This window comes from Microvirga sp. 2YAF29 (assembly GCF_052114605.1).
GTDB lineage: Bacteria > Pseudomonadota > Alphaproteobacteria > Rhizobiales > Beijerinckiaceae > Microvirga.
On record NZ_JBFRFB010000002.1, the window covers coordinates 75,015 to 94,028 of the forward strand.

At 61.8% G+C, this 19,014-nt stretch carries 24 protein-coding genes; 13 read left to right on the forward strand and 11 right to left on the reverse strand.

The features are described 5' to 3' along the window. Positions 1-61 precede the first annotated feature (61 nt). Positions 62-2,767 (forward strand): excinuclease ABC subunit UvrB, encoded by a 2,706-nt coding sequence (uvrB, locus tag AB4Y85_RS02620; protein ID WP_441983297.1) that lies wholly within the window; start codon positions 62-64, stop codon positions 2,765-2,767. 556 nt (positions 2,768-3,323) lie between these two features. Here the strand turns inward: uvrB and AB4Y85_RS02625 are convergent. Continuing rightward, complete coding sequence (locus AB4Y85_RS02625) at positions 3,324-3,482, reverse strand: DUF3309 family protein (RefSeq protein WP_441983298.1); 159 nt, start codon at positions 3,480-3,482, stop codon at positions 3,324-3,326. Positions 3,483-3,637: 155 nt separating this feature from the next. On the opposite strand from AB4Y85_RS02625, the gene AB4Y85_RS02630 reads away from it, so the two are divergent. The 3 genes from AB4Y85_RS02630 to AB4Y85_RS02640 all read left to right on the forward strand — a co-directional run bounded on the left by AB4Y85_RS02630 (position 3,638) and on the right by AB4Y85_RS02640 (position 4,683). Then, positions 3,638-3,805, forward strand: a complete 168-nt coding sequence (locus AB4Y85_RS02630) for a hypothetical protein (RefSeq protein WP_441983299.1) — start codon at positions 3,638-3,640, stop codon at positions 3,803-3,805. A 105-nt stretch (positions 3,806-3,910) separates the two neighbouring features. Beyond that, positions 3,911-4,138: a NepR family anti-sigma factor gene (locus AB4Y85_RS02635; protein WP_441983300.1), complete on the forward strand. Its 228-nt coding sequence runs from the start codon at positions 3,911-3,913 to the stop codon at positions 4,136-4,138. After that, entirely contained in the window at positions 4,135-4,683 is a 549-nt protein-coding gene (locus AB4Y85_RS02640; protein WP_441983301.1) for a sigma-70 family RNA polymerase sigma factor, read from the forward strand. The genes AB4Y85_RS02635 and AB4Y85_RS02640 overlap by 4 nt, the downstream gene beginning before the upstream one ends. A gap of 109 nt (positions 4,684-4,792) precedes the next feature. Here the strand turns inward: AB4Y85_RS02640 and infA are convergent, their stop codons facing one another. The 3 genes from infA to AB4Y85_RS02655 form a co-directional block, all read right to left on the reverse strand. Beyond that, complete coding sequence (gene infA, locus AB4Y85_RS02645) at positions 4,793-5,074, reverse strand: translation initiation factor IF-1 (protein WP_009494617.1); 282 nt, start codon at positions 5,072-5,074, stop codon at positions 4,793-4,795. 92 nt (positions 5,075-5,166) lie between these two features. Then, positions 5,167-5,376, reverse strand: a complete 210-nt coding sequence (locus tag AB4Y85_RS02650) for a cold-shock protein (RefSeq protein WP_441983302.1) — start codon at positions 5,374-5,376, stop codon at positions 5,167-5,169. Between the two features lie 193 nt (positions 5,377-5,569). After that, positions 5,570-5,830, reverse strand: coding sequence for a hypothetical protein (locus tag AB4Y85_RS02655; protein WP_441983303.1), 261 nt, complete (start codon positions 5,828-5,830; stop codon positions 5,570-5,572). Positions 5,831-6,049: 219 nt separating this feature from the next. Between AB4Y85_RS02655 and AB4Y85_RS02660 the strand changes: the two genes are divergently transcribed. The 4 genes from AB4Y85_RS02660 to AB4Y85_RS02675 all read left to right on the forward strand — a co-directional run bounded on the left by AB4Y85_RS02660 (position 6,050) and on the right by AB4Y85_RS02675 (position 9,038). Continuing rightward, a complete protein-coding gene (locus tag AB4Y85_RS02660) occupies positions 6,050-6,898 on the forward strand; it encodes a BON domain-containing protein (protein WP_441983304.1) in 849 nt (282 codons plus the stop codon). 132 nt (positions 6,899-7,030) lie between these two features. Next, positions 7,031-7,405, forward strand: a complete 375-nt coding sequence (locus tag AB4Y85_RS02665; RefSeq protein ID WP_441983305.1) for a hypothetical protein — start codon at positions 7,031-7,033, stop codon at positions 7,403-7,405. Positions 7,406-7,507: 102 nt separating this feature from the next. Then, positions 7,508-8,323 (forward strand): nucleotidyltransferase family protein, encoded by an 816-nt coding sequence (locus tag AB4Y85_RS02670; protein ID WP_441983306.1) that lies wholly within the window; start codon positions 7,508-7,510, stop codon positions 8,321-8,323. Next, positions 8,316-9,038 (forward strand): metallophosphoesterase family protein, encoded by a 723-nt coding sequence (locus AB4Y85_RS02675; protein ID WP_441983307.1) that lies wholly within the window; start codon positions 8,316-8,318, stop codon positions 9,036-9,038. The genes AB4Y85_RS02670 and AB4Y85_RS02675 overlap by 8 nt, the downstream gene beginning before the upstream one ends. A 52-nt stretch (positions 9,039-9,090) precedes the next feature. Here the strand turns inward: AB4Y85_RS02675 and AB4Y85_RS02680 are convergent, their stop codons facing one another. After that, on the reverse strand, positions 9,091-9,312 hold the full coding sequence (locus tag AB4Y85_RS02680) for a hypothetical protein (protein ID WP_441983308.1): 222 nt from the start codon (positions 9,310-9,312) through the stop codon (positions 9,091-9,093). A gap of 138 nt (positions 9,313-9,450) precedes the next feature. Between AB4Y85_RS02680 and AB4Y85_RS02685 the strand changes: the two genes are divergently transcribed. After that, the gene (locus AB4Y85_RS02685; RefSeq protein ID WP_441983309.1) at positions 9,451-10,032 is read left to right on the forward strand and encodes a type 1 glutamine amidotransferase domain-containing protein; all 582 of its coding nucleotides are present in this window, start codon (positions 9,451-9,453) and stop codon (positions 10,030-10,032) included. A gap of 75 nt (positions 10,033-10,107) precedes the next feature. Here the strand turns inward: AB4Y85_RS02685 and AB4Y85_RS02690 are convergent, their stop codons facing one another. Then, a complete protein-coding gene (locus tag AB4Y85_RS02690) occupies positions 10,108-11,151 on the reverse strand; it encodes a Tim44 domain-containing protein (protein ID WP_441983310.1) in 1,044 nt (347 codons plus the stop codon). A gap of 129 nt (positions 11,152-11,280) precedes the next feature. Continuing rightward, positions 11,281-11,532, reverse strand: a complete 252-nt coding sequence (locus tag AB4Y85_RS02695) for a DUF3072 domain-containing protein (protein ID WP_441983311.1) — start codon at positions 11,530-11,532, stop codon at positions 11,281-11,283. Between the two features lie 181 nt (positions 11,533-11,713). Between AB4Y85_RS02695 and AB4Y85_RS02700 the strand changes: the two genes are divergently transcribed. Continuing rightward, positions 11,714-12,958, forward strand: coding sequence for a Y-family DNA polymerase (locus tag AB4Y85_RS02700; protein ID WP_441983312.1), 1,245 nt, complete (start codon positions 11,714-11,716; stop codon positions 12,956-12,958). Positions 12,959-13,022: 64 nt separating this feature from the next. Here the strand turns inward: AB4Y85_RS02700 and AB4Y85_RS02705 are convergent, their stop codons facing one another. Beyond that, complete coding sequence (locus tag AB4Y85_RS02705) at positions 13,023-13,910, reverse strand: branched-chain amino acid aminotransferase (RefSeq protein ID WP_441983313.1); 888 nt, start codon at positions 13,908-13,910, stop codon at positions 13,023-13,025. 164 nt (positions 13,911-14,074) lie between these two features. Between AB4Y85_RS02705 and AB4Y85_RS02710 the strand changes: the two genes are divergently transcribed. The 3 genes from AB4Y85_RS02710 to AB4Y85_RS02720 are packed head-to-tail and all read left to right on the forward strand — an operon-like array spanning position 14,075 to position 16,725. Next, the gene (locus tag AB4Y85_RS02710; RefSeq protein ID WP_441983314.1) at positions 14,075-14,593 is read left to right on the forward strand and encodes a MarR family winged helix-turn-helix transcriptional regulator; all 519 of its coding nucleotides are present in this window, start codon (positions 14,075-14,077) and stop codon (positions 14,591-14,593) included. A gap of 48 nt (positions 14,594-14,641) precedes the next feature. Then, positions 14,642-15,361, forward strand: a complete 720-nt coding sequence (locus tag AB4Y85_RS02715) for a response regulator (protein ID WP_441983315.1) — start codon at positions 14,642-14,644, stop codon at positions 15,359-15,361. Then, the gene (locus tag AB4Y85_RS02720; RefSeq protein WP_441983316.1) at positions 15,358-16,725 is read left to right on the forward strand and encodes an ATP-binding protein; all 1,368 of its coding nucleotides are present in this window, start codon (positions 15,358-15,360) and stop codon (positions 16,723-16,725) included. Before AB4Y85_RS02715 ends, AB4Y85_RS02720 begins: the two co-directional genes overlap by 4 nt. A 307-nt stretch (positions 16,726-17,032) precedes the next feature. Here AB4Y85_RS02720 and AB4Y85_RS02725 read toward each other — a convergent pair whose 3' ends face one another. The 3 genes from AB4Y85_RS02725 to proC all read right to left on the reverse strand — a co-directional run bounded on the left by AB4Y85_RS02725 (position 17,033) and on the right by proC (position 19,000). Beyond that, positions 17,033-17,392, reverse strand: a complete 360-nt coding sequence (locus AB4Y85_RS02725) for a tRNA-binding protein (protein WP_441983317.1) — start codon at positions 17,390-17,392, stop codon at positions 17,033-17,035. 20 nt (positions 17,393-17,412) lie between these two features. Next, positions 17,413-18,111, reverse strand: coding sequence for a TetR/AcrR family transcriptional regulator (locus AB4Y85_RS02730; protein ID WP_441983318.1), 699 nt, complete (start codon positions 18,109-18,111; stop codon positions 17,413-17,415). Positions 18,112-18,172: 61 nt separating this feature from the next. Continuing rightward, positions 18,173-19,000, reverse strand: coding sequence for a pyrroline-5-carboxylate reductase (gene proC, locus AB4Y85_RS02735; protein ID WP_441983319.1), 828 nt, complete (start codon positions 18,998-19,000; stop codon positions 18,173-18,175). Between the last annotated feature and the right edge of the window lie 14 nt (positions 19,001-19,014).

The following is a 19,014-nucleotide window of genomic DNA, read 5'->3' on the forward strand; positions in this document are numbered from 1 at the left end:
GACGGTCGGGAGCCGAACTCCGCCCTTTTAATCCTCGCACTTTTGTACCATATTCGTTCCTATGGCCAAGACACCCAAAAAGCCCAAGCTTTCCACCGGGAAAGCGTCCAAGCCCGATCTTAAGCCCCTGGCCCCTCATCTGGCAGAACTTCTCAATCCCGCCGTCAACCGGGAGCGTGAGGCCGCTGAGGGCTTTGCCGAGCGTGCGCAGGAAACCTTCATTCACGGCGACATCACGGATGTCGACCCGGCGCTGGCCAAGAAGCTTGGCCTGAAGGGTGCCGACGACGGGCCGGATGTGGCGAACGAGCTGGGTGACCTTACGACGGAATCAGGTTTCTCGGCGACCGTAGATGCACTCTCGAGGCTGCTCACGGAAGGCGACCCGCGCTTCAAGGATGGCAAGCTCTGGACGCCGCACCGACCCGCCCGGCCTGAGAAATCGGAAGGCGGCATTCCGTTCAAGATCAAGTCCGACTTCCAGCCTGCGGGCGACCAGCCGAACGCGATCCGCGAATTGGTGGATGGCGTGCGCCGGTCCGAGCGCGACCAGGTGCTGCTCGGTGTAACGGGTTCGGGCAAGACCTTCACCATGGCCAAGGTGATCGAGGAGACGCAGCGCCCTGCCCTCATCCTCGCGCCCAACAAGACCCTGGCCGCGCAGCTCTATGGCGAGTTCAAGTCGTTCTTCCCCGACAACGCGGTGGAATATTTCGTCTCGTATTACGATTACTACCAGCCCGAAGCCTATGTGCCGCGCTCGGACACCTTCATCGAGAAGGAAAGCTCCATCAACGAGCAGATCGACCGCATGCGTCACTCGGCGACGCGTGCGCTGATCGAGCGCGACGACGTGATTATCGTGGCCTCCGTGTCGTGCATCTACGGTATTGGCTCGGTCGAAACCTATACGGCCATGACCTTCTCCGTGAAGGTCGGCGAGAAGATCGAGCAGCGCCAGCTCATCGCGGACCTCGTGGCGTTGCAGTACAAGCGCATTCAGAGCGATTTCGCTCGCGGCACGTTCCGTGTGCGCGGTGATTCCATCGAGCTGTTTCCGGCCCACTTGGAGGACCGCGCCTGGCGCATCGGGCTCTTCGGCGATGAGATCGAGAATATCGTCGAGTTCGATCCGCTGACGGGTAAGAAGACCAACGATCTGTCCTTTGTGAAGGTCTATGCGAACTCGCACTACGTGACGCCGCGCCCGACCCTTCAGCAGGCCGTGAAGGGCATTCAGGACGAGTTGCAGCACCGTCTGCAGGAACTTGCCCGCATGGGCCGCCTGCTCGAAGCGCAGCGCCTTGAGCAGCGCACGCAGTTCGATCTTGAGATGATCGAAGCAACCGGCGTGTGCAACGGCATCGAGAACTATTCGCGCTATCTCACGGGCCGCAAGCCCGGCGAGCCGCCGCCGACCCTGTTCGAATATCTGCCCGACAATGCGCTCGTGTTCACGGACGAGAGCCACGTCACCGTGCCGCAGATCGGCGGCATGTATCGCGGCGACTTCCGACGCAAGGCAACGCTCGCCGAATACGGCTTCCGCCTCCCCTCCTGCCTCGACAATCGCCCCCTACGCTTCGAGGAATGGGACGCCATGCGCCCGCAATCGGTGCACGTTTCGGCGACGCCGCAGAAATGGGAGATGGAGCAGACCGGCGGCGTGTTCGTCGAGCAGGTCATCCGCCCGACCGGCCTCGTCGATCCGGTCATCGAAATCCGCCCGGCGCGAAGCCAGGTGGACGATCTCGTCCACGAGGTGAAGGAGCTCGCCGCGCAAGGATACCGCACGCTCGTGACCACACTCACCAAGCGCATGGCCGAGGACCTCACAGAATACATGCACGAGAACGGCATCCGCGTGCGCTACATGCACTCGGATATCGACACGCTGGAGCGCATCGAGATCATTCGTGACCTGCGGCTTGGCGCCTTCGATGTGCTCATCGGCATCAACCTGCTGCGCGAAGGCCTCGACATTCCGGAATGCGCGCTCGTCGCCATTCTCGATGCAGACAAGGAAGGCTTTCTGCGCTCCGAGACCTCGCTCGTGCAGACCATCGGCCGCGCGGCGCGTAACGTGGAAGGCAAGGCGATCCTCTACGCGGACAAGATCACCGGCTCCATGGAGCGCGCCATCGCGGAAACCAACCGCCGCCGCGAGAAGCAGCTTGCCTACAACGCCGAGCACGGCATCACGCCGCAAAGCGTGAAGAAGAACATCACGGACATTCTAGAGAGCGTTTACGAGCGCGATCACGTCTCCGTCGATACGGGCCTCGCCGGCAAGACCGTCGGCCACAACCTCAAGGCCGTCATAGCGGATATGGAAAAGCGCATGCGCGAAGCCGCCGCGAACCTGGAGTTCGAAGAAGCCGCGCGCCTGCGCGACGAACTCAAGCGTCTTCAGGCGACCGAGCTTGCCATCAGCGACGATCCCATGGCGCGCCAGAGCGATGTGGAGCGCGATGCGGGCAAGTATGGCGGTTCGCGCAAATACGGCCGCAACGCCAACCTGCCGCCGAAAGGCCTGCCGCCTTCGCCCGAAGGCGCAGCCGGGGGCGATGAGGATTCGAATGCTTACGGCCCACTCGGCAAGGGACGCTCGGACGAAGGCACCCGCATCCGCAAGCCCGGGCTCGACGAGATGGGCCCCGGCACGGATCGCGAAGTGCCGCTGAACTTCCGCGAACGGCCGGCAGGCCGGTCGACGCAGGGTTTCGCGGGGCAAAAGCCGAAATACAAAGGACGAAAGGGGCGCTAGACGCCCCTTTGAGGCCGGCTCGCCCAAAAGTCGGGAGGCCCCGCCATGCCGCTAAGGGGATAACAGCCGACGGAGCCTGCCCTTCCCGATCCCGTCTCAGAGGATCCCTGGTCCGATCCGGCGTGCATGGCCGAGAGGTCGAGCGGCCATGAAGGCACCTGTTTCGTCTCGGCTGCGGAGGCGAACCGCAATCGAGAATACATTTCGCAGTAGAATATGCAACCTAAAGATGCATAAAGGCGGCGGGTATTAGCTCCGGTCAGGGAATGCCCCGTCATCCGCTAAGGGGCCAACGGATGACGGGGTCCCTTCCTGGCGCTCAGCACCAGGAAAGATAGCCCCACCCCTCAAGCGGAAGCACCGGCATGAGATAAGGGGAGCCATGCCGGCCCTTCCGTGAGCCCTTGAAGAGCGACGCAGGTTTATAGATAGGGCGGGCCCTTGCCCATCGATGTGCGTGGGCACACAAGCTCGGCAGTACCGTAAGAGCGTCTCGTAAAACGACGATGGCCGGGACATGCCCGGCCATCGCGATCGAGAAAGACCGATCGATCCGTCAGATCCGTCCCAGCAGCAGCAGAATGATGAGGATTAGCAGGATCACGCCGAGCAGACCGCTCGGGCCGTAGCCCCACCCGCGGCTATGGGGCCATGCGGGGACCGCGCCGATCAAAAGCAGGATGATGAGGATGAGAAGAATGGTGCTGAGTGCCATGGTTATTGCCTCCTGTTGTATCCCGCCTGATCCTCGACCGAAGCCTCCGGGTATGGAGACAGGCTTCGTTCGATGACCCGGCAAGGATCACTCTGTTGCAGGGAAACTTGGCCGTAAGGATTAAGTTCCACGAGCCGCATAAAGAGCTGTGGGTAATGCACAGAGCAAGCGCTGCCCTGGAGCATGTGGACCCGGTTTTCACTGGCGTGGCCCTACGGGTCGCTGGCGCGGCCCGCTGGGTTCGCGCGGACGATGCTCTGTTCATGCAGAAAGCATCGGATCGATCCAAAAAGTGCAAATCCACTTTTGGTCCGACGCTGTAACGGAACGATCAAGATGGCTTGACGTTAGCATGTCGGCGATTGGGTGCCACCCTGTGCGTGCCCTCTAAGGGAGGTCGCCACTTCTCCATGGATCAGGACGACCCAATGCAGAAAAAGAACCCAATTCATATGCCTCAGCACGATCCCGAGCCGGTTCCCGGCCTTAGAAAATCCTCATCGCCAGCACTCAGCCGATCCGTCCAGGCCCAACTCGGCCAGCGGCTGCGCCAGTTTTACGAGGCCCTCGCTCTTGGCGAGCAGCCGGTCCCGGATCGCTTCATCGAGATCATCAACCAACTCGATGAGCTTCAGCCGGAGAAGCAGCAATCATGAGCATCGATGCCGATCTTCGCGATTCAATGCTCAAGGCCACGCCGAACCTGCGCGCCTTCGCCATCTCGTTGACCAACAATGTCGACCGCGCGGATGATCTAGTGCAGGAAACATTGATGCGGGCGATTGCGAATATCGAACGCTTCCAGCCCGGCACCAACATGCAGGCCTGGCTCTTCACCATCCTACGCAATCTCTTCCATTCCGAATACCGCAAGCGCCGTCGCGAAGTGGAAGATGCGGATGGGAAATACGCGGCGGCCCTTTCGGTCCAGCCCGACCAGCTGCCCCATCTCGATTTCGAGGATTTGCAAAAAGCCCTTTCCCGCCTGCCCCACGATCAGCGCGAAGCCCTGCTGCTCGTCGGCGCTTCAGGCTTCTCATACGAGCAGGCCGCGGAGATCTGCGGCTGTGCCGTCGGCACCATCAAGAGCCGCGTCAACCGTGCCCGCAACCGTCTCGCAGAACTGATGCATTTCGAGGATATGGACGAGGATATCGGCCCTGACCGCGTGACCCTCTCGGTGATGCACGCCGTCGCCTGAATTCTGCTCCATGCAAGCGCACGAAGCCCGGCAAAGCGGAGACCGCTTCCGGGCTTTTATTTATCGGGCATCCTGAAATGAATGCGCAGCCTGATCCTGCGCAATCAGCTTACCGGCGACGGAACTGCTGATTGCCGCGCTGTGGCGGACGCGGACCGGACGATGCACCCGAGTCCTTGTGGCGGAAGATGAGCCGGCCCTTTTCGAGATCGTAGGGCGACATCTCGACGGTCACGCGGTCGCCCGCGAGCGTCTTGATGCGGTTCTTCTTCATCTTGCCGGCGGTATAGGCAATGACCTCATGGCCATTGTCGAGCTGTACGCGGTAGCGCGCATCCGGCAGGATCTCGGTCACAAGTCCTTCGAAGGTGATCAGTTCTTCCTTTGCCATGCAAAGTCTTCCTCATAACAAAAAAGCCGCTCCTCGAACGGAACGGCCGATAGGCAAGAGGACGCGCAAGGCACGCCCTCCGTCATCAAACCTTATGCGTTCTGCAGGTTCACTGCAGAAGTACGGCCGGTGCGCTGGTCAGTCTGAAGCTCATAGGAGATCTTCTGACCCTCGCTCAGACCGCGCATACCAGCACGCTCAAGCGCCGTGGCGTGAACGAAGATGTCCTTGCCGCCGTTGTCGGGCTGAATGAAACCATAGCCCTTGGTTTCATTATACCACTTCACGGTTCCCTGTTCCATGGGAAATCCTTTCACTGTCGTTTGCACGTAGGTGGGGGCCGAAGCCAATTTCACCCGCTAGTCGATATTGGTAGAGAAGGAACGTGCGCCCGGCAGTGCCAAAGCGAAGCAGCCCAGTCGTCCGGCCAAATGTCGATGGCCGTTAAGGTAGGGGAAGGATAGGGCAAATGCAAGGCGTTGCGGCTAAGCCTTCCTAGGTATTAAGGCCTCCACGGATGCCGGAAATGAAGGATTGCAAGGCTTTCTCGCCGCTGGCCGTGAAGTGGATCGCCTCTCCGTCCGCCTCGACGAATCCCCTGCTCTGCAGCTCTTCGACCGCCTTGTCGCTGGCCTTATGACCTGACCCGTCCTGTTGGACGACGCTCTTCACCATCTGTCCGCTGGTGAGTTGGTGATAGGCCGCGAATGCGAAGACAGCCAATGCTTCGTCGCTGAACCCAGACATGTCCGTCATCGTCAACCTCGCTTCGGAAACGCGCTCAAGGATCGCCTGCTCAGGACAATGCCGTTCATGCAGACGCGTTCAAGCGAGGCCGATCAAAAAGCCCGCCTTTCCGGGCTTTCTTGAGGGATCATGAATGGACTCCATAGGAACGTCCCATCGCCTCCCACGTTGTTTTTTCGAGCCCGATGAAATGGGCCATCCCTTCCCGAACAGCATGAGGAGCGCACCATGGCCAATGACCGTCATCGCTATGATCCCGACCGTGACGAGGATGGCTACATCGCCCGTCGCGGCTTCGGCAACGAACGTGCAGGCTACGACCGCGACCGCACCCGTGACGAAGGAATGACACGAGGCTGCGACCGTGACTTCGGGGATTCCGCAGGCTACGGCACGGGCGGTTCGTCCCGCGACTGGCGGGACGTCGTCGGCGGCGAGCGCGACTATGATCGCTCCACCTTCAGCCTGGATCGCTCGCGGGACACGGGTTTGGGACGGGACTATTCCAGTTCGCCAACCTACAGCCATTCCCGCGACCGCCACGGTCACGGCAGCCGCTACGGCTCGGACAGCTTCGGCCGTGGCTCGCGGGAACATCAGGAAGATCGCGGTTTCTTCGAGCGGGCCGGCGACGAGGTCCGTTCTTGGTTCGGTGACGAGGATGCCGAGCGCCGCCGCGATAGGGACATGCGCGAGGCAGGCTATCATCGCGGACGCGGCCCCAAGGGCTACCAGCGCTCCGACGCCCGGATCATGGAGGACGTCAACGACCGCCTGACCGACGATCCGCATCTCGACGCATCCGAGGTCGAAGTTTCCGTAACGAACCGCGAAGTGACCCTGACCGGCACCGTCAACACCCGGTTCGAGAAACGCCATGCGGAAGACCTCGCGGAATCCGTCTCCGGCGTTTCGCATGTGCAGAACAACCTGCGGGTCCAGCAATATGCCGGCGCGGGCATGGGCGGCACGATGAGCTCCGGCGCAGGCGCGGCCGGTGCCGGAACCACGGGTTCCCTGGAAACCGGAAACATGACCGGATTGACGGACGCAAACCGTGGATCCCGCACGAAATAAACTTCCTGAAAGTTGAGAATGCGCCCCGCTCCCAGAGGGCGGGGCAACTCCTCCGCGGCACCTGTCATGCCACCCTTGCCTTTTCCCGTGGAATCGCGCCCCCATATGTGACGGGGGAGGACAAGGATGATAATGGCAGGTATTTCCGTCACGCTTGAAGGCGACAACATCCAGCTTGCATTCCAGAAGGGCGAGCAATCGACGGCCGTCGTCATGGATCCTCATGCGGCCCGCTCCCTGGTCAGGGCCTTGAGCCAGCTCCTGATCGCCATCGGTGAAAACGCCGAGGGCGGAGAGGAAGACCAGGAGGAACTGGTTGAGGTAACCTCCCAGACCATCGATGTCGGCATGGATGAGCATGGTATGGCTGTGGTGGCCCTCCAGGCGGGTCTCATGCCGCCCTTCATGTTGCGTCTGAAGGACGACGAGGCCCGGCATATCGCTACGAGCCTCCTGGAAATCCTCAACAGCCCCCGTGACGTGCGTACATCTCACGGCGACCATTAGCCTTCGTTGCATAACGGCTTGTAACTAGGCGCCACGGAACTTCATTACTGCCATGCGGTTGTCGAACGCGGGTCATTACCGGCCGCGCTTTGGACAAGGCTTATGGCAGTTCACGATCCAGAACTCATTTCCAGCGCTCATCCTAGTGTTCCGATCATGGATGCCAAGGCGGAGCCGACACTCAAGCACCCGGAATCCGAGACTTTCTATGCCGAAGCGCTGAGAGAGCTGAACCAGCTCGGCCTGCCTTTCCTGTTGGCCGGTACCTATGCGCTCTCGGCCTATACGGGCATCACGCGGCCAACCAAGGATCTCGATATCTTCTGCAAGGCGGGCGACTACACCCGCGTGCTCTCGCACTTCCAGAATCTCGGCTACTCCGTCGAGATCGAGGACGACCGCTGGCTCGGCAAGGTTTTCAAGGGCAAGTATTTCTTCGACGTGATCTTCGCTTCCTCGAACGGCACCATGCCGATCGGCGACCAATGGTTCGAGCATGCTCGGCAGATCGAGGTTTTCGGCTCGCCGGTGCGCATCGTCGGTCCCACCGAACTCATCTGGTCGAAATGCTTCATCCAGCTGCGCCACCGATACGATGGGGCCGATGTCGCTCACACGATCTTGAAGGCGCATGACCAGATCGACTGGCACGGCCTGCTCGCTTACATGGAAGTGCATTGGGAAGTTCTCCTTATGCATCTTCTCAACTTCCGTTGGATCTACCCTTCCGAACGCGACAAGGTTCCGCGTTGGGTCATGGACGAGCTGCTTGACAGGCTTTCCAAGCAGCGCGATCTGCCGCCGCCGCAGATGAAGGTCTGCCGTGGCCGAATGTTCTCCCGGATCGATTACGAGATCGACGTGAAGCAGTGGGGCTTCGCGGATGTCGGCGGCGAAGGTGAATGGCGGAATGAGTGAAGCGACAGCCTCCTTGAGGGTCGCGGCGATGGGCGACCTTCACGTTCGCGAAGACAATCACGAATCCTATCGTGAGCTCTTCGGCGAAATCTCACGCGACGCCGACGTGCTCGTGCTGACAGGCGATCTGACCGACCTCGGCAAGCCGAAGGAAGCGGAGCTTCTGGCGCAGGATCTGAAAGCCTGCTCCATTCCCGTGATCGGCGTGCTCGGCAATCACGATTATGAATGTGGAGCCCATGAGGAAGTGGCTCATATCCTGCGCGATGTTGGAATGAAGGTTCTCGACGGACAATCCGTCGAGATCGACGGTGTCGGCTTCGTCGGGGTCAAAGGCTTTGCCGGTGGCTTTGGGCGGCGCATGCTCGGCTCCTTCGGTGAACCCGCCATCAAGCAATTCGTGGCGGAGACCATGAACGAGACGCTGCGGCTCGAGAATGCCATGCGTCAGGTTCGCGCCAAGCGCTCCATGGTCATTCTGCACTACGCGCCTATCGTCGAGACGATCGAAAGCGAGCCTTTGGAAATCTATCCCTTCCTTGGCTCCTCCCGTCTAGCCGAGACCATCGACCGTTTCAAAGTGAATGCCATCGTTCACGGCCATGCCCATCGCGGCCGCTACGAGGGACGCACGCCCGGCGGCCAGCCGGTTTACAATGTCGCGCGGCATATCGAGAAGCCGACCGGCAAGCCATATGCGTTGATCGAAATCTGATACTTAACAATGCTGCGGGCCGCCACATGAGCGGCCCGCCATCATTTCACAATCACATACGCGGTCCCGGATCGGTCGGATTGCCAGGCAGATAATCGGGTTCGGAGCCCGGCCCCTTCGGATCGGTGATACCCGGGTTGTCTACGGGATAGGGTGTGCGTGGCCCTGTCGGGCCGATATCGGGTTGCTCATCGGGAGAGATTCCCGGCGGCACTTCGCTGGGAATATTGCCGCCCGGTATCGGCTCGTTCGTAGGTACTCCTGGATTGGCCATTCTCTGTCTTCCTCGTTTTCTCTTCGATGATGAGGTCAACAGGCCCATGCATGAGGGGTTCCCAATCTTTGCACGTGCCGGAACCCTCCCTCGCTTCATCCGTTCGAGCTCTATCCCCTACGAACGATGGAGTGCGACATGCCTGATATCAAAGAGGCCAGGATCCTCATCATGGCGACCGACGGCTTTGAGCAGTCCGAGCTGATGGTGCCGCAACAGAAGCTCTCGGAAGCAGGCGCGAAGGTTGAGGTCGCCGCGCCGAAATCACGCATAAATCCTGGCGAGATCCGCGGTTGGGACAAGAAAGATTGGGGCCAGAGCGTAAAGGTCGACAAGGACATCGAAAGCGTCGATCCGTCGGCCTATGACGCGCTCGTTCTGCCGGGCGGTCAAATCAATCCAGACAAGCTGCGCACGGAAGAGAAGGCTATCGAGATCATTCGCGCCTTCTACGCCTCCGGCAAGACCATCGCCGCGATCTGCCACGCTCCGTGGCTGCTCGTGGAAGCAGGCCTCATCAAGGGCAAGAAGTGCACGTCCTATCACTCGATCAAGACGGATGTGGCGAATGCCGGCGGCCAGTGGCGCAATGAGACCGTTGTGACGGATCAAGGCGTGATCACCAGCCGCAATCCCGGCGATCTCGATGCCTTCGTGAGCAAGATCATCGAGGAAGTGCGCGAGGGCTCGCATGCGAACCGGCGAGATGCAGCGCAGTAACCGCGCCTGACATCGCGCAACGAAAAACGGCCGGTCGTGATGACCGGCCGTTCTGTTTCATATGAGGCTTAAGCTTTAAGCCTGCTGGATCGCAGAGATTTTCCAGTCGCCGCCCTGATCCCGGCGGAAGGTCCAAAGCTCGGTCGCTTCCTGGGCCTGGTCGGGGGTGCCCTCCACGACGCGGCCCGTAGCCCTGTCCGTCAGCACGTCGATCAGCGAGAAGCGCATGGCAACCGTGGCATATTCGGCGCTGTCTTCACGCCAGGCCTCGGACAGATCGCCCTGAAGCAGACGGACATCGGAGAGCTTGTTTCGGACGCCGCGCGCAGCGTTGTCGTTCAGTTCTTCCTGGATGTAGCCGGCCATCTCGGGTGTCGCGAGCGTCCAGAGCTTCGCGACGTCCTCGCGGGAATAGGCGTCCTGCAACTCGACGAGCGAGCGCTCGAAATCCGCATAGTCCTTTTCACCGATGTTGACCTCGTCGCGCACATCCGTGCGACGGCGCTGGTTCAAGCCGCCGAGAGCGCCACCGAGGCCGCCAGCAAGACCACCGCCGCCCATCATGCCGCCAAGTCCACCGGTTGCACCGGCAGTCTCTGAACGGCCACCTGTGGGAGGCACGCTGCCGCCGGTTGCCGAACGGTTATAGCTCTGCGGCCCGGCATAGGCCGGTTCCTGACGACGGCGGAACCACTTCATGGCGAAGGAGACCAGGAGCACGACCAAGCCGATCTGAAGCAGGAGTCCCATGATCGAAGCGAGGCCGCCGAGGCCGCCGAAGAAGCCGTTACCCATCAGCATGCCAAGAATGCCCGCGCCGAAGAGGCCGGCCATCAGGCCTGTGCCGAAGCCGAAGCGGCGCGGCTGCGCCACGTTCGGAGCCGGTGTGCCCGGGCGGTTCATAGCCGGACCCTGGTTCGGGATCTGCGAACGCTGGATCGGCGCGGCGGCATCGGGCGCCGTGCGGGTTGCCGGCGGCGGCGTGTAGGTGCGCGCACCGCGCGAGCCGAAGCTGCCGCCTCCTCGGCCGACGCGAGCCTCGGCGGCGCTGCCTGCGAATATCAGCGCGGCGGCCAGCGCGATCATGACGCGACTTCGGCGAGAAGCAATTTTCATCATCGTTTCGTTTTCCATCCCTGGGAATATTTGGAGCAGACTGCTCTTGTTCCACATGTAGTGATGGCCCGCCCTCCGCAAAAGAGGCGAGCCATCGTTCCTGGCGGAATCGTGAAGGAAACTTGGCTGATTTCAGCCTTGCCTGTCCTGCCTCAGCTGGTCGATGCGCTTCGAGGCCTCGGCCTTGTCGAGCTTAGGGTCATAGGCATCGGGCTCGTGGGCCTGCTCGGAGAGGGTCTTCAGATAGGAAGCCTGCGCTCCGGTCATGGGTTCATGACCCGATACCCACTCCTCCGGATCCTTGATCTGATTGTCCACGATGTCGGGGTTCATCTTAGGATTGTCGGCTTCCTTCGTTTGGCGCGCTTTGGTGTCGGAAGACATGAGAGACTCCTATTGTTCTCATTTTGTTCTGGAATGAGAACACCGGATTCAGGCCATTGGTTCCGCAAAGGAAAGAGTGGCTACTCCCCCGGACTCATCCCCGCTATCCACAGGATTCGGCCTCGACTCGCCGCTAAGCTTATGTTCTCATTTTGTTCACAAGCAAAATGAGTGGGCACCGATGCGCAAGCCAACAGGCCTGGAGCGGCTTTACGTCGACTTCGACTCCTTCTTCGCCAGTGCCGAGCAGCATCTTCAACCGCATCTGCGAGGTCGGCCTGTCGGCGTCATTCCGGTCGCCTCGGAGCATACGGGGCTGATTGCGGTCAGCCGGGAGGCCAAGGCTCTCGGCATCAAGCGCGGGGCTTTCGTGCGCGATGTCCGGCGCCAATGGCCGGGCGTGATCCTCGTGACGGCGCGTCACGAGATTTACGTGGAGCTTCACAAGGAGATCTGCAAAGCGATCGAGACGGTGCTGCCCGTCAAGGCCGTCTGCTCCATCGACGAAATGCTCTGCGTCCTCCTGCCCTCCGAGCAGGTCCAGGCGATGACCCTCGGCCGCCGGGTGAAGGAAACCATCGCCACCCTGATCGGCCCCACCCTCACCTGCTCCGTGGGCCTTGGACCGAACGATCTTCTCGCCAAGATCGCCGCCGAAATGGAAAAGCCGGATGGCCTCGTTGCCCTGCACCCGGACGACCTTCCAGGCCGCCTCCTCTCCTTAAGTCTCACCGACATTCCCGGCATCGCCAAGGGCAACGCGGCCCGCCTCGCCCGCGCCGGCATCAATGACATGGCGACGCTCCTGAAGCTGCAACCCAAGGAGATGCGCCGCCTCTGGGGCAGCGTGGAGGGCGAGAGGCTCTGGATGGGGCTTCACGGCTACACGGTGGAGCGGCCCGAAACGCAGCGCCGCATGTTCGGCCATGGCCGCGTGCTGCCCGCCGATTGGCGGCATCTGGGCGGCGCCTATGCCGCCGCCCGCGTCCTGTTGATGAAAGCTTCGCGCCGCATGCGCCGCTCGGGCTTCGCCGCCCGTGCGCTGGCGCTCTGGCTCACCGACAAGGACAGCGCCGGCTGGTATGGCGAGGAGCGTTTTCTCGCCACTTGGGACGACCCATCGCTTCTCGCAGGCTTAAGCCACCTCTTCCTGCACGCGGAGCGGGAGGATCTGCGCAGGAGCCGCAGCGTTCACGTCACGCTACACGATCTGGTGCCCATGCGCGACATCGAGCAGGACCTGTTCGGCTACACGGCGGAAGCACAGCTCAAACGCCGCATGGAATATCTGTCGATGATTGCGGACGGGTTCAACACGGCGCACCAGAAGACGCTTCTGCATTGGGGACCGATGATCGACATTCCCGGCGGTTATGCAGGCGCGAAAATCGCATTCAACCGCATTCCCGACGCGGAGGATTTTTAAAGCCCTCAAAACGTGAATGCCCGGCACGAGGCCGGGCATCACAGAGTCTTCGCGGAGGTTTGACTTACGCCGCCTTAGCCTTCGGCTGCACTTCGGCGAGGTAATCTTCCATCAGCGTCTTCGAAATATTGCCCGGCGTGAACTTGTAGGGGCCGATCTCGGCCACCGGCGTCACTTCCGCCGCCGAGCCGGTGATGAAGCACTCGTTGAAGCCGGCAAGCTCCTCCGGCATGATCCGGCGCTCTGCCACTTCGAAGCCGCGGCGCTTGGCGAGGTCGATCACCGTGCGGCGCGTGATGCCGTCGAGGAAGCAATCGGCAAGCGGCGTGTGGATCACGCCGTCACGGGTGAAGAACACGTTCGCGCCCGTGCACTCGGCCACGCGGCCCTGCCAGTCGAGCATGAGCGCATCGGCATAGCCCTTCCGCTCGGCCTTATGCTTGGAGATGGTGCAGATCATGTAGAGACCCGCAGCCTTCGCGGCGGAGGGGGCGGTCGCCGGATCGGGACGGCGGTATTCCGCCATGTCGATGCGGATGCCCTTCATCTTCTGGGCCGGATCGAAATAGCTCGGCCACTCCCAGGCGGCGATGGCGAGGTGGATCTTGTTGTCCTGCGCGGCAACGCCCATCATCTCCGAGCCGCGCCAGGCGACCGGACGCAGGTAAGCGTCCTTCAGGCCGCTCTTCTCCAGCACGAGGCGCTTGGCCGCGTCGATCTCGGCCACGGTGTAGGGAATTTCGAAATCGAGGATCTGGGCCGACTTCTTCAGGCGCTCGGAATGCTCGGTCGACTTGAAGATCTCGCCGCCATAGGCGCGCTCGCCCTCGAACACACTCGAACCGTAATGGAGACCATGGGACAATACGTGCAGCTGCGCGTCCTTCCACGGCACGATCTGCCCGTCGTACCAGATCCATCCATCACGTTGATCGAAGGGGGTCGCGGACATCGTCTCTTCTCCTTGCATGGCGGCCTTTGTGGCGAACCGGGGCCGTGTAATTTCCGGTTTGCTTTCGTCGCGTTGGAATTTCATTCATTTCGCGAAAGCGCCTTGACGAGTAACAATCGTCCTGAGATATGTCAACAAGGCTGACATAAAATTGGATGAGGAAGTTGCCCGATACGCTCCCGGTTCTGAAAACCCGCCAACCCGGCAAGGACATCCTGGCCGAGACGCCGGCCTATGACCTGATCGAGCTGTTCTTCTTCGCATATCGCGACTTCGTCAGCGATCCCGACAGGATTCTCGACGAGTACGGCTTTGGCCGGGCACATCACCGCGTTCTCCACTTCGTCAGCCGCCAGCCCGGCCTGACGATCGCGGAGCTCCTCGACATTCTCAGGATCACCAAGCAGAGCCTGAACCGCGTCCTCAAGGAGCTGATCGAGAAGGACTTCATCGAGAGCCGCATGGGCACCTCGGACCGGCGGCAACGGCTTCTGCATGCCACGCCGCAAGGCCATGATCTCGCCTTGAAATTGGCCAAGCTTCAAACCCGCCGCATCATGCGGGCCCTGTCGGATATGGAGCCGGAGGCAAAGGATGCTGTGAGCCGCTATCTCCTGCGCCTCATCGACCCGGATGACCGAGCCCATGTGGAGCACCTCGTATTCGGGCCGGCCGAAATCTGATAAAGCAGGCGTCCGACGACGTATGCCAAGCCCGAACACAAGAGACCTATGGAACCCAGCCGCATCGATATACCCGATCACGCCCCGCACGTCCTGGTGGTGGATGACGACCGGCGCCTGCGCGACCTGTTGACCCGCTTCCTCACAGAGAACGGCTATCGCGTGACGGCCGCCTCCAGCGCGGCAGAGGCGCGTTCCAAGGCCGGAAGCTTCGTGTTCGACGCCCTCGTGCTCGACGTGATGATGCCGGGAGAGACCGGCTTCGAATATGCCCGCAGCATCCGTGAGACCTCGCAGGTACCGATCCTCATGCTGACCGCCCGCGCTGATGCATCCGACCGGGTGACGGGCCTCGAGATCGGCGCGGACGATTATCTCCCCAAGCCCTTCGAGCCCCGCGAGTTGCTGCTGCGCCTCGGCAACATTCTCAAGCGCGCCGTGGCCGTGCCTGGGGCCGCCGATGCGGACGCCCCAGAGGTCATTCATTTCGGCCCCTTCTCCTATCGCTTCGACCGGGGCGAGTTGCGTCGCGGCGAGGAAGTGGTGCGCATCACCGAGCGCGAGCGCGAGATCCTGACGATTCTCGGGACGGCCACCGGCGACAACGTCCCGCGCGATGCGTTGGCCGGCAATGGCGCCGCCGCGAACGAGCGCACTGTGGATGTGCAGATCAACCGTCTGCGCCGCAAGATCGAGGTCGATCCGGCCAACCCGATGTTCCTGCAGACGGTGCGCGGCATCGGCTACCGGCTCGTGATCGACCGATGAAGTTCGGCGCGACTCTGCGATACGCACCACTCGATCATGCGATGCGCTGGTTCGGCAGGTTCCTGCCCAAGGGTCTTTATGCCCGCGCGCTCATCATCATCATCGCGCCGGTCATCCTGCTGCAATCGGTCGTGGCTTACGTGTTCATGGAGCGCCACTATCAGCTGGTCACGCGACGCCTCTCCTCCGCAGTCACCGCCGATATCGCGGCGCTGATCCAGATCTATGAGAGCTATCCGCAGGATCGCGATGCAACAGTTCTGTCGCGCATCGCCTCGGATAGTTTGCAGCTCGACGTGGACATTCTCCACAACACGGACCTGCCGCCGCCGGGACCCAAACCCTTCTTCTCGATCCTCGACGAGACTCTCTCGTACGAGCTTCAGCGCCAGATAGAGAGGCCCTATTGGCTCGATACAGTCGGGCGCTCGAATTATGTGGAAGTGCGCATCAAGCTCGATGGCGGCAACGTGATGCGCGTGCTGGCGCGGCGCAATCAGGCCTATGCCTCGAACTCCCACATCTTCCTCGTCTGGATGGGCGGCTCGTCTTTCGTGCTGCTCGGCATCGCCATTCTCTTCCTGCGCAATCAGATCAGACCGATCCTGCGTCTCGCGGAAGCGGCTGAAGCGCTCGGCAAGGGACGCGAAATCGAGTTCCGCCCGCGCGGCGCGCGCGAGGTGCGTCAGGCGGGCCATTCCTTCCTTGAGATGAAGCGGCGCATCGAACGCAACATGGAACAGCGCACCACCATGCTCAACGGCGTGAGCCATGATCTGCGCACCATCCTCACGCGTTTCAAGCTCTCGCTCGTCTTCCTCGATCAGACGCCGGAGGTGGAAGACCTCAAGCGCGACGTGGATGAGATGAGCCGCATGCTGGAGGGCTATCTCGCCTTCGCGCGCGGAGAAGGCGGCGATGCGGGCGAGGTTGCCTGCGAGACGGATCTGCGTCAGCTGCTGGAGGAAGCGCAGTTGGATGCGGAGCGGCAGGGCCACATCACCGAACTCGACATCGTGGGCGATCCGATCATCACCGTGCGCCCCGATGCCTTCCGGCGCCTCCTGTTCAATCTCGTCTCCAATGCAGCACGCCACGGCGACCGGATCGAGATCAGTGCGAACCATGAAACCCGCTGGCTCATCCTTCACGTGGATGACGACGGCCCCGGCATTCCGCAGGACATGCGCGAGGAAGTCTTCAAGCCGTTCGTGCGTCTCGATGAGGCACGCAATCAGGATGAAGGCGGTTCAGGTCTGGGGCTCGCCATTGCGCGCGACATTGCGCGCTCCCACGGCGGCGACATCATGCTGAGCGAGAGCCCGCTCGGAGGACTGCGCGCAACGGTGCGGCTGCCGGCTTAGAACCGTCATCCCGGACGAAGCGCAGCGAAGATCCTGGATCGCGTGCAGGATAAGGCACGCTCCGTTGTCATTCCGGGGCGAGCGATAGCGAGAGCCCGGAACCCAGAACCTCACCATATGAAGAATGAAGCGAGCGGCTCACTCTGGCGCCCTTTTTGGCGCCGTGGTGGTTATGGGTTTCCACGCCTGCGCGCGGCCCTTCGGGTCGGGCTCCGCTGCGCGGCCCGGAATGACAAAAGGGCAGCGCTCTGTCCTGACAACGATCCCGGATCAGCTGCGCCGTCCGGGATGACGCCAGTTACTTATGTCAGTAAAGCCGCCCACCAATCGGCACGTCGCGATCGGGCCGAATGAGCATCACGTCGCCATTGGCATCAGGCACGCCGAGGGTGAGCACTTCAGACATGAAGGGGCCGATCTGGCGCGGCGGGAAGTTGACGACGGCCATCACTTCGCTGCCGACAAGCTCGTCGATCTTGTGGTTCACCGTAATCTGCGCGGACGAGCGCTTGGTGCCGATCTCAGGCCCGAAATCGATGGTCAGCTTGTAGGCGGGCTTGCGTGCCTGCGGAAATGGCTCGGCGGCGACGATGCGTCCGACGCGGATATCGACTTTGAGAAAATCGTCGAACGTGATCGTCGCTGCATTTGATTGTGCCTGGTCCATGATGCCCCTTATGCAATGAATTAGATGGCAGCCGCGGGATTATCCGCATCGCCGTTATCGGTTGAAGCCTGCTCCCGCCGCCGCGAGCTGCGGCCTTCGACGAAGGCGCGGCCGATGGCGCGAAGCGGCGCGGTCAGGCGGCGGAAGTCCTCGGCGCCCTCGACCACGCGCTCGCCACGACGCAATTCGCGGTCGAGGCTCGCCATGGTACGCGCCAGCGCCGGATCGTCATCATCGAGCCATGTGCGCATGGTCTTGGAATAAACCGCGACCATGCCCTGGAGCTTCAGCGTGCCGAGCGGACCTTCCGTGTTGATGCCGGCGGCCGCGAGCATGAAGCGCATGGAATTCACTGCAACCTGATGCAGTGCAGCGAGCGACAGAGGATCGTAGCGCAGCTCGCGGAAGATGCGCCGTAGCGCGGGCTTGTAGGGTTCGAGCGCATCGAGGCGGCGCATGATCACATCGAAGCTGCGTTCGCGCGCAGGCTCGCCCGCGAGATCGTCGGTGGTTTCCTCCAGCACCTGACGGTCGATCACACGCGAAAGGCCACCGAGTACCGCGCCCTTGGAGGGAAAGAGATCGCGGAATTCCGCAAGCGACACGCCCGCCATCTGCGCGATGTCGCCGATCTCGATTTCATTCCACGGCCGTGTCGCGGCGAGATTCATCAAGGCTTCGATGATGGCCTTGCGCTTGTCGATCGGGGTATCCGCCATGGCAACTCTCCTTGAACCTTACATGCGTAATCTAGGTGCTGTCAGACCTAAGACCATGCCGTCAGCCGGAGAGTTCCCCGGCACGCCGCTTTGCCGCAGCCACCGCGTCGCGCATCAACGCCTTCATGCCGTTCGGATCGGCCATGAGAATTTCGAGCGCCGCCGCCGTCGTGCCGCCGGGCGAGGTCACATTCTGGCGGAGCGTACCGGGCGGGAGATCGCTTTGGAAAAGCAGCTCGCCCGCGCCTGTGATCGTCGCCCGCGCAAGGCGCTCGGCCAGATCGGGCGGTAATCCTGCCGCAGCGCCAGCCTCAGCGAGGCACTCGACAAGATGAAATACGTAAGCCGGGCCGGACCCGGACACGGCGGTGACCGCATCGATGAGGTCTTCTGAAGAGACCCATTCCACGATACCGTTGCTGGAAAGCAGCGCATGGGCCATGCGGCGCTGTTGATCGCTCACCTCGGCATTGGTTGCGGCACCGGTTGCGCCGCGTCCGATGCTGGCGGGCAGATTCGGCATGGCGCGGATGATGGCCGAGGCAGCGGGCAGGCGCGCCTTCAGATCGCCGATAGTCTTGCCTGCGAGAATCGAGATGATGAGCGTCTGCGGTCCGAGATAGCCGTTGAGATCTGCTGCTGCCGTATCGAGCATCTGCGGCTTGACGGCGAGCACGAGCACATCGGCGGGCGACACGCTTGCAGGATTAAGCGCGATGCCCTTCTCCGAGCAGAAGCGCATCATCGCATCGGAAGGGCACGGATCGACGACCGTCACGCCCTTCGGGTTCAGGCCGACCTTGAGCCAGCCCTCCAGCATGGAGCCGCCCATTTTGCCGGCACCGACCAGAATGAGGGATGACGGCAGATCGTGAGATGGAGACGACATTAAGCACTTCCCGA

Coding starts and splice junctions, on each gene's coding strand:
- AB4Y85_RS02720 (WP_441983316.1), top strand. CDS start 15,358: ATGAAGTTCGGCGCGACTCTGCGATACGCACCACTCGATCATGCGATG.
- AB4Y85_RS02630 (WP_441983299.1), top strand. CDS start 3,638: ATGCACAGAGCAAGCGCTGCCCTGGAGCATGTGGACCCGGTTTTCACT.
- AB4Y85_RS02690 (WP_441983310.1), bottom strand. CDS start 11,151: ATGATGAAAATTGCTTCTCGCCGAAGTCGCGTCATGATCGCGCTGGCC.
- uvrB (WP_441983297.1), top strand. CDS start 62: ATGGCCAAGACACCCAAAAAGCCCAAGCTTTCCACCGGGAAAGCGTCC.
- AB4Y85_RS02640 (WP_441983301.1), top strand. CDS start 4,135: ATGAGCATCGATGCCGATCTTCGCGATTCAATGCTCAAGGCCACGCCG.
- AB4Y85_RS02655 (WP_441983303.1), bottom strand. CDS start 5,830: ATGACGGACATGTCTGGGTTCAGCGACGAAGCATTGGCTGTCTTCGCA.
- AB4Y85_RS02660 (WP_441983304.1), top strand. CDS start 6,050: ATGGCCAATGACCGTCATCGCTATGATCCCGACCGTGACGAGGATGGC.
- AB4Y85_RS02725 (WP_441983317.1), bottom strand. CDS start 17,392: ATGGACCAGGCACAATCAAATGCAGCGACGATCACGTTCGACGATTTT.
- AB4Y85_RS02675 (WP_441983307.1), top strand. CDS start 8,316: ATGAGTGAAGCGACAGCCTCCTTGAGGGTCGCGGCGATGGGCGACCTT.
- proC (WP_441983319.1), bottom strand. CDS start 19,000: ATGTCGTCTCCATCTCACGATCTGCCGTCATCCCTCATTCTGGTCGGT.
- AB4Y85_RS02680 (WP_441983308.1), bottom strand. CDS start 9,312: ATGGCCAATCCAGGAGTACCTACGAACGAGCCGATACCGGGCGGCAAT.
- AB4Y85_RS02670 (WP_441983306.1), top strand. CDS start 7,508: ATGGCAGTTCACGATCCAGAACTCATTTCCAGCGCTCATCCTAGTGTT.
- infA (WP_009494617.1), bottom strand. CDS start 5,074: ATGGCAAAGGAAGAACTGATCACCTTCGAAGGACTTGTGACCGAGATC.
- AB4Y85_RS02705 (WP_441983313.1), bottom strand. CDS start 13,910: ATGTCCGCGACCCCCTTCGATCAACGTGATGGATGGATCTGGTACGAC.
- AB4Y85_RS02715 (WP_441983315.1), top strand. CDS start 14,642: ATGGAACCCAGCCGCATCGATATACCCGATCACGCCCCGCACGTCCTG.
- AB4Y85_RS02695 (WP_441983311.1), bottom strand. CDS start 11,532: ATGTCTTCCGACACCAAAGCGCGCCAAACGAAGGAAGCCGACAATCCT.
- AB4Y85_RS02665 (WP_441983305.1), top strand. CDS start 7,031: ATGGCAGGTATTTCCGTCACGCTTGAAGGCGACAACATCCAGCTTGCA.
- AB4Y85_RS02625 (WP_441983298.1), bottom strand. CDS start 3,482: ATGGCACTCAGCACCATTCTTCTCATCCTCATCATCCTGCTTTTGATC.
- AB4Y85_RS02685 (WP_441983309.1), top strand. CDS start 9,451: ATGCCTGATATCAAAGAGGCCAGGATCCTCATCATGGCGACCGACGGC.
- AB4Y85_RS02700 (WP_441983312.1), top strand. CDS start 11,714: ATGCGCAAGCCAACAGGCCTGGAGCGGCTTTACGTCGACTTCGACTCC.
- AB4Y85_RS02635 (WP_441983300.1), top strand. CDS start 3,911: ATGCAGAAAAAGAACCCAATTCATATGCCTCAGCACGATCCCGAGCCG.
- AB4Y85_RS02730 (WP_441983318.1), bottom strand. CDS start 18,111: ATGGCGGATACCCCGATCGACAAGCGCAAGGCCATCATCGAAGCCTTG.
- AB4Y85_RS02650 (WP_441983302.1), bottom strand. CDS start 5,376: ATGGAACAGGGAACCGTGAAGTGGTATAATGAAACCAAGGGCTATGGT.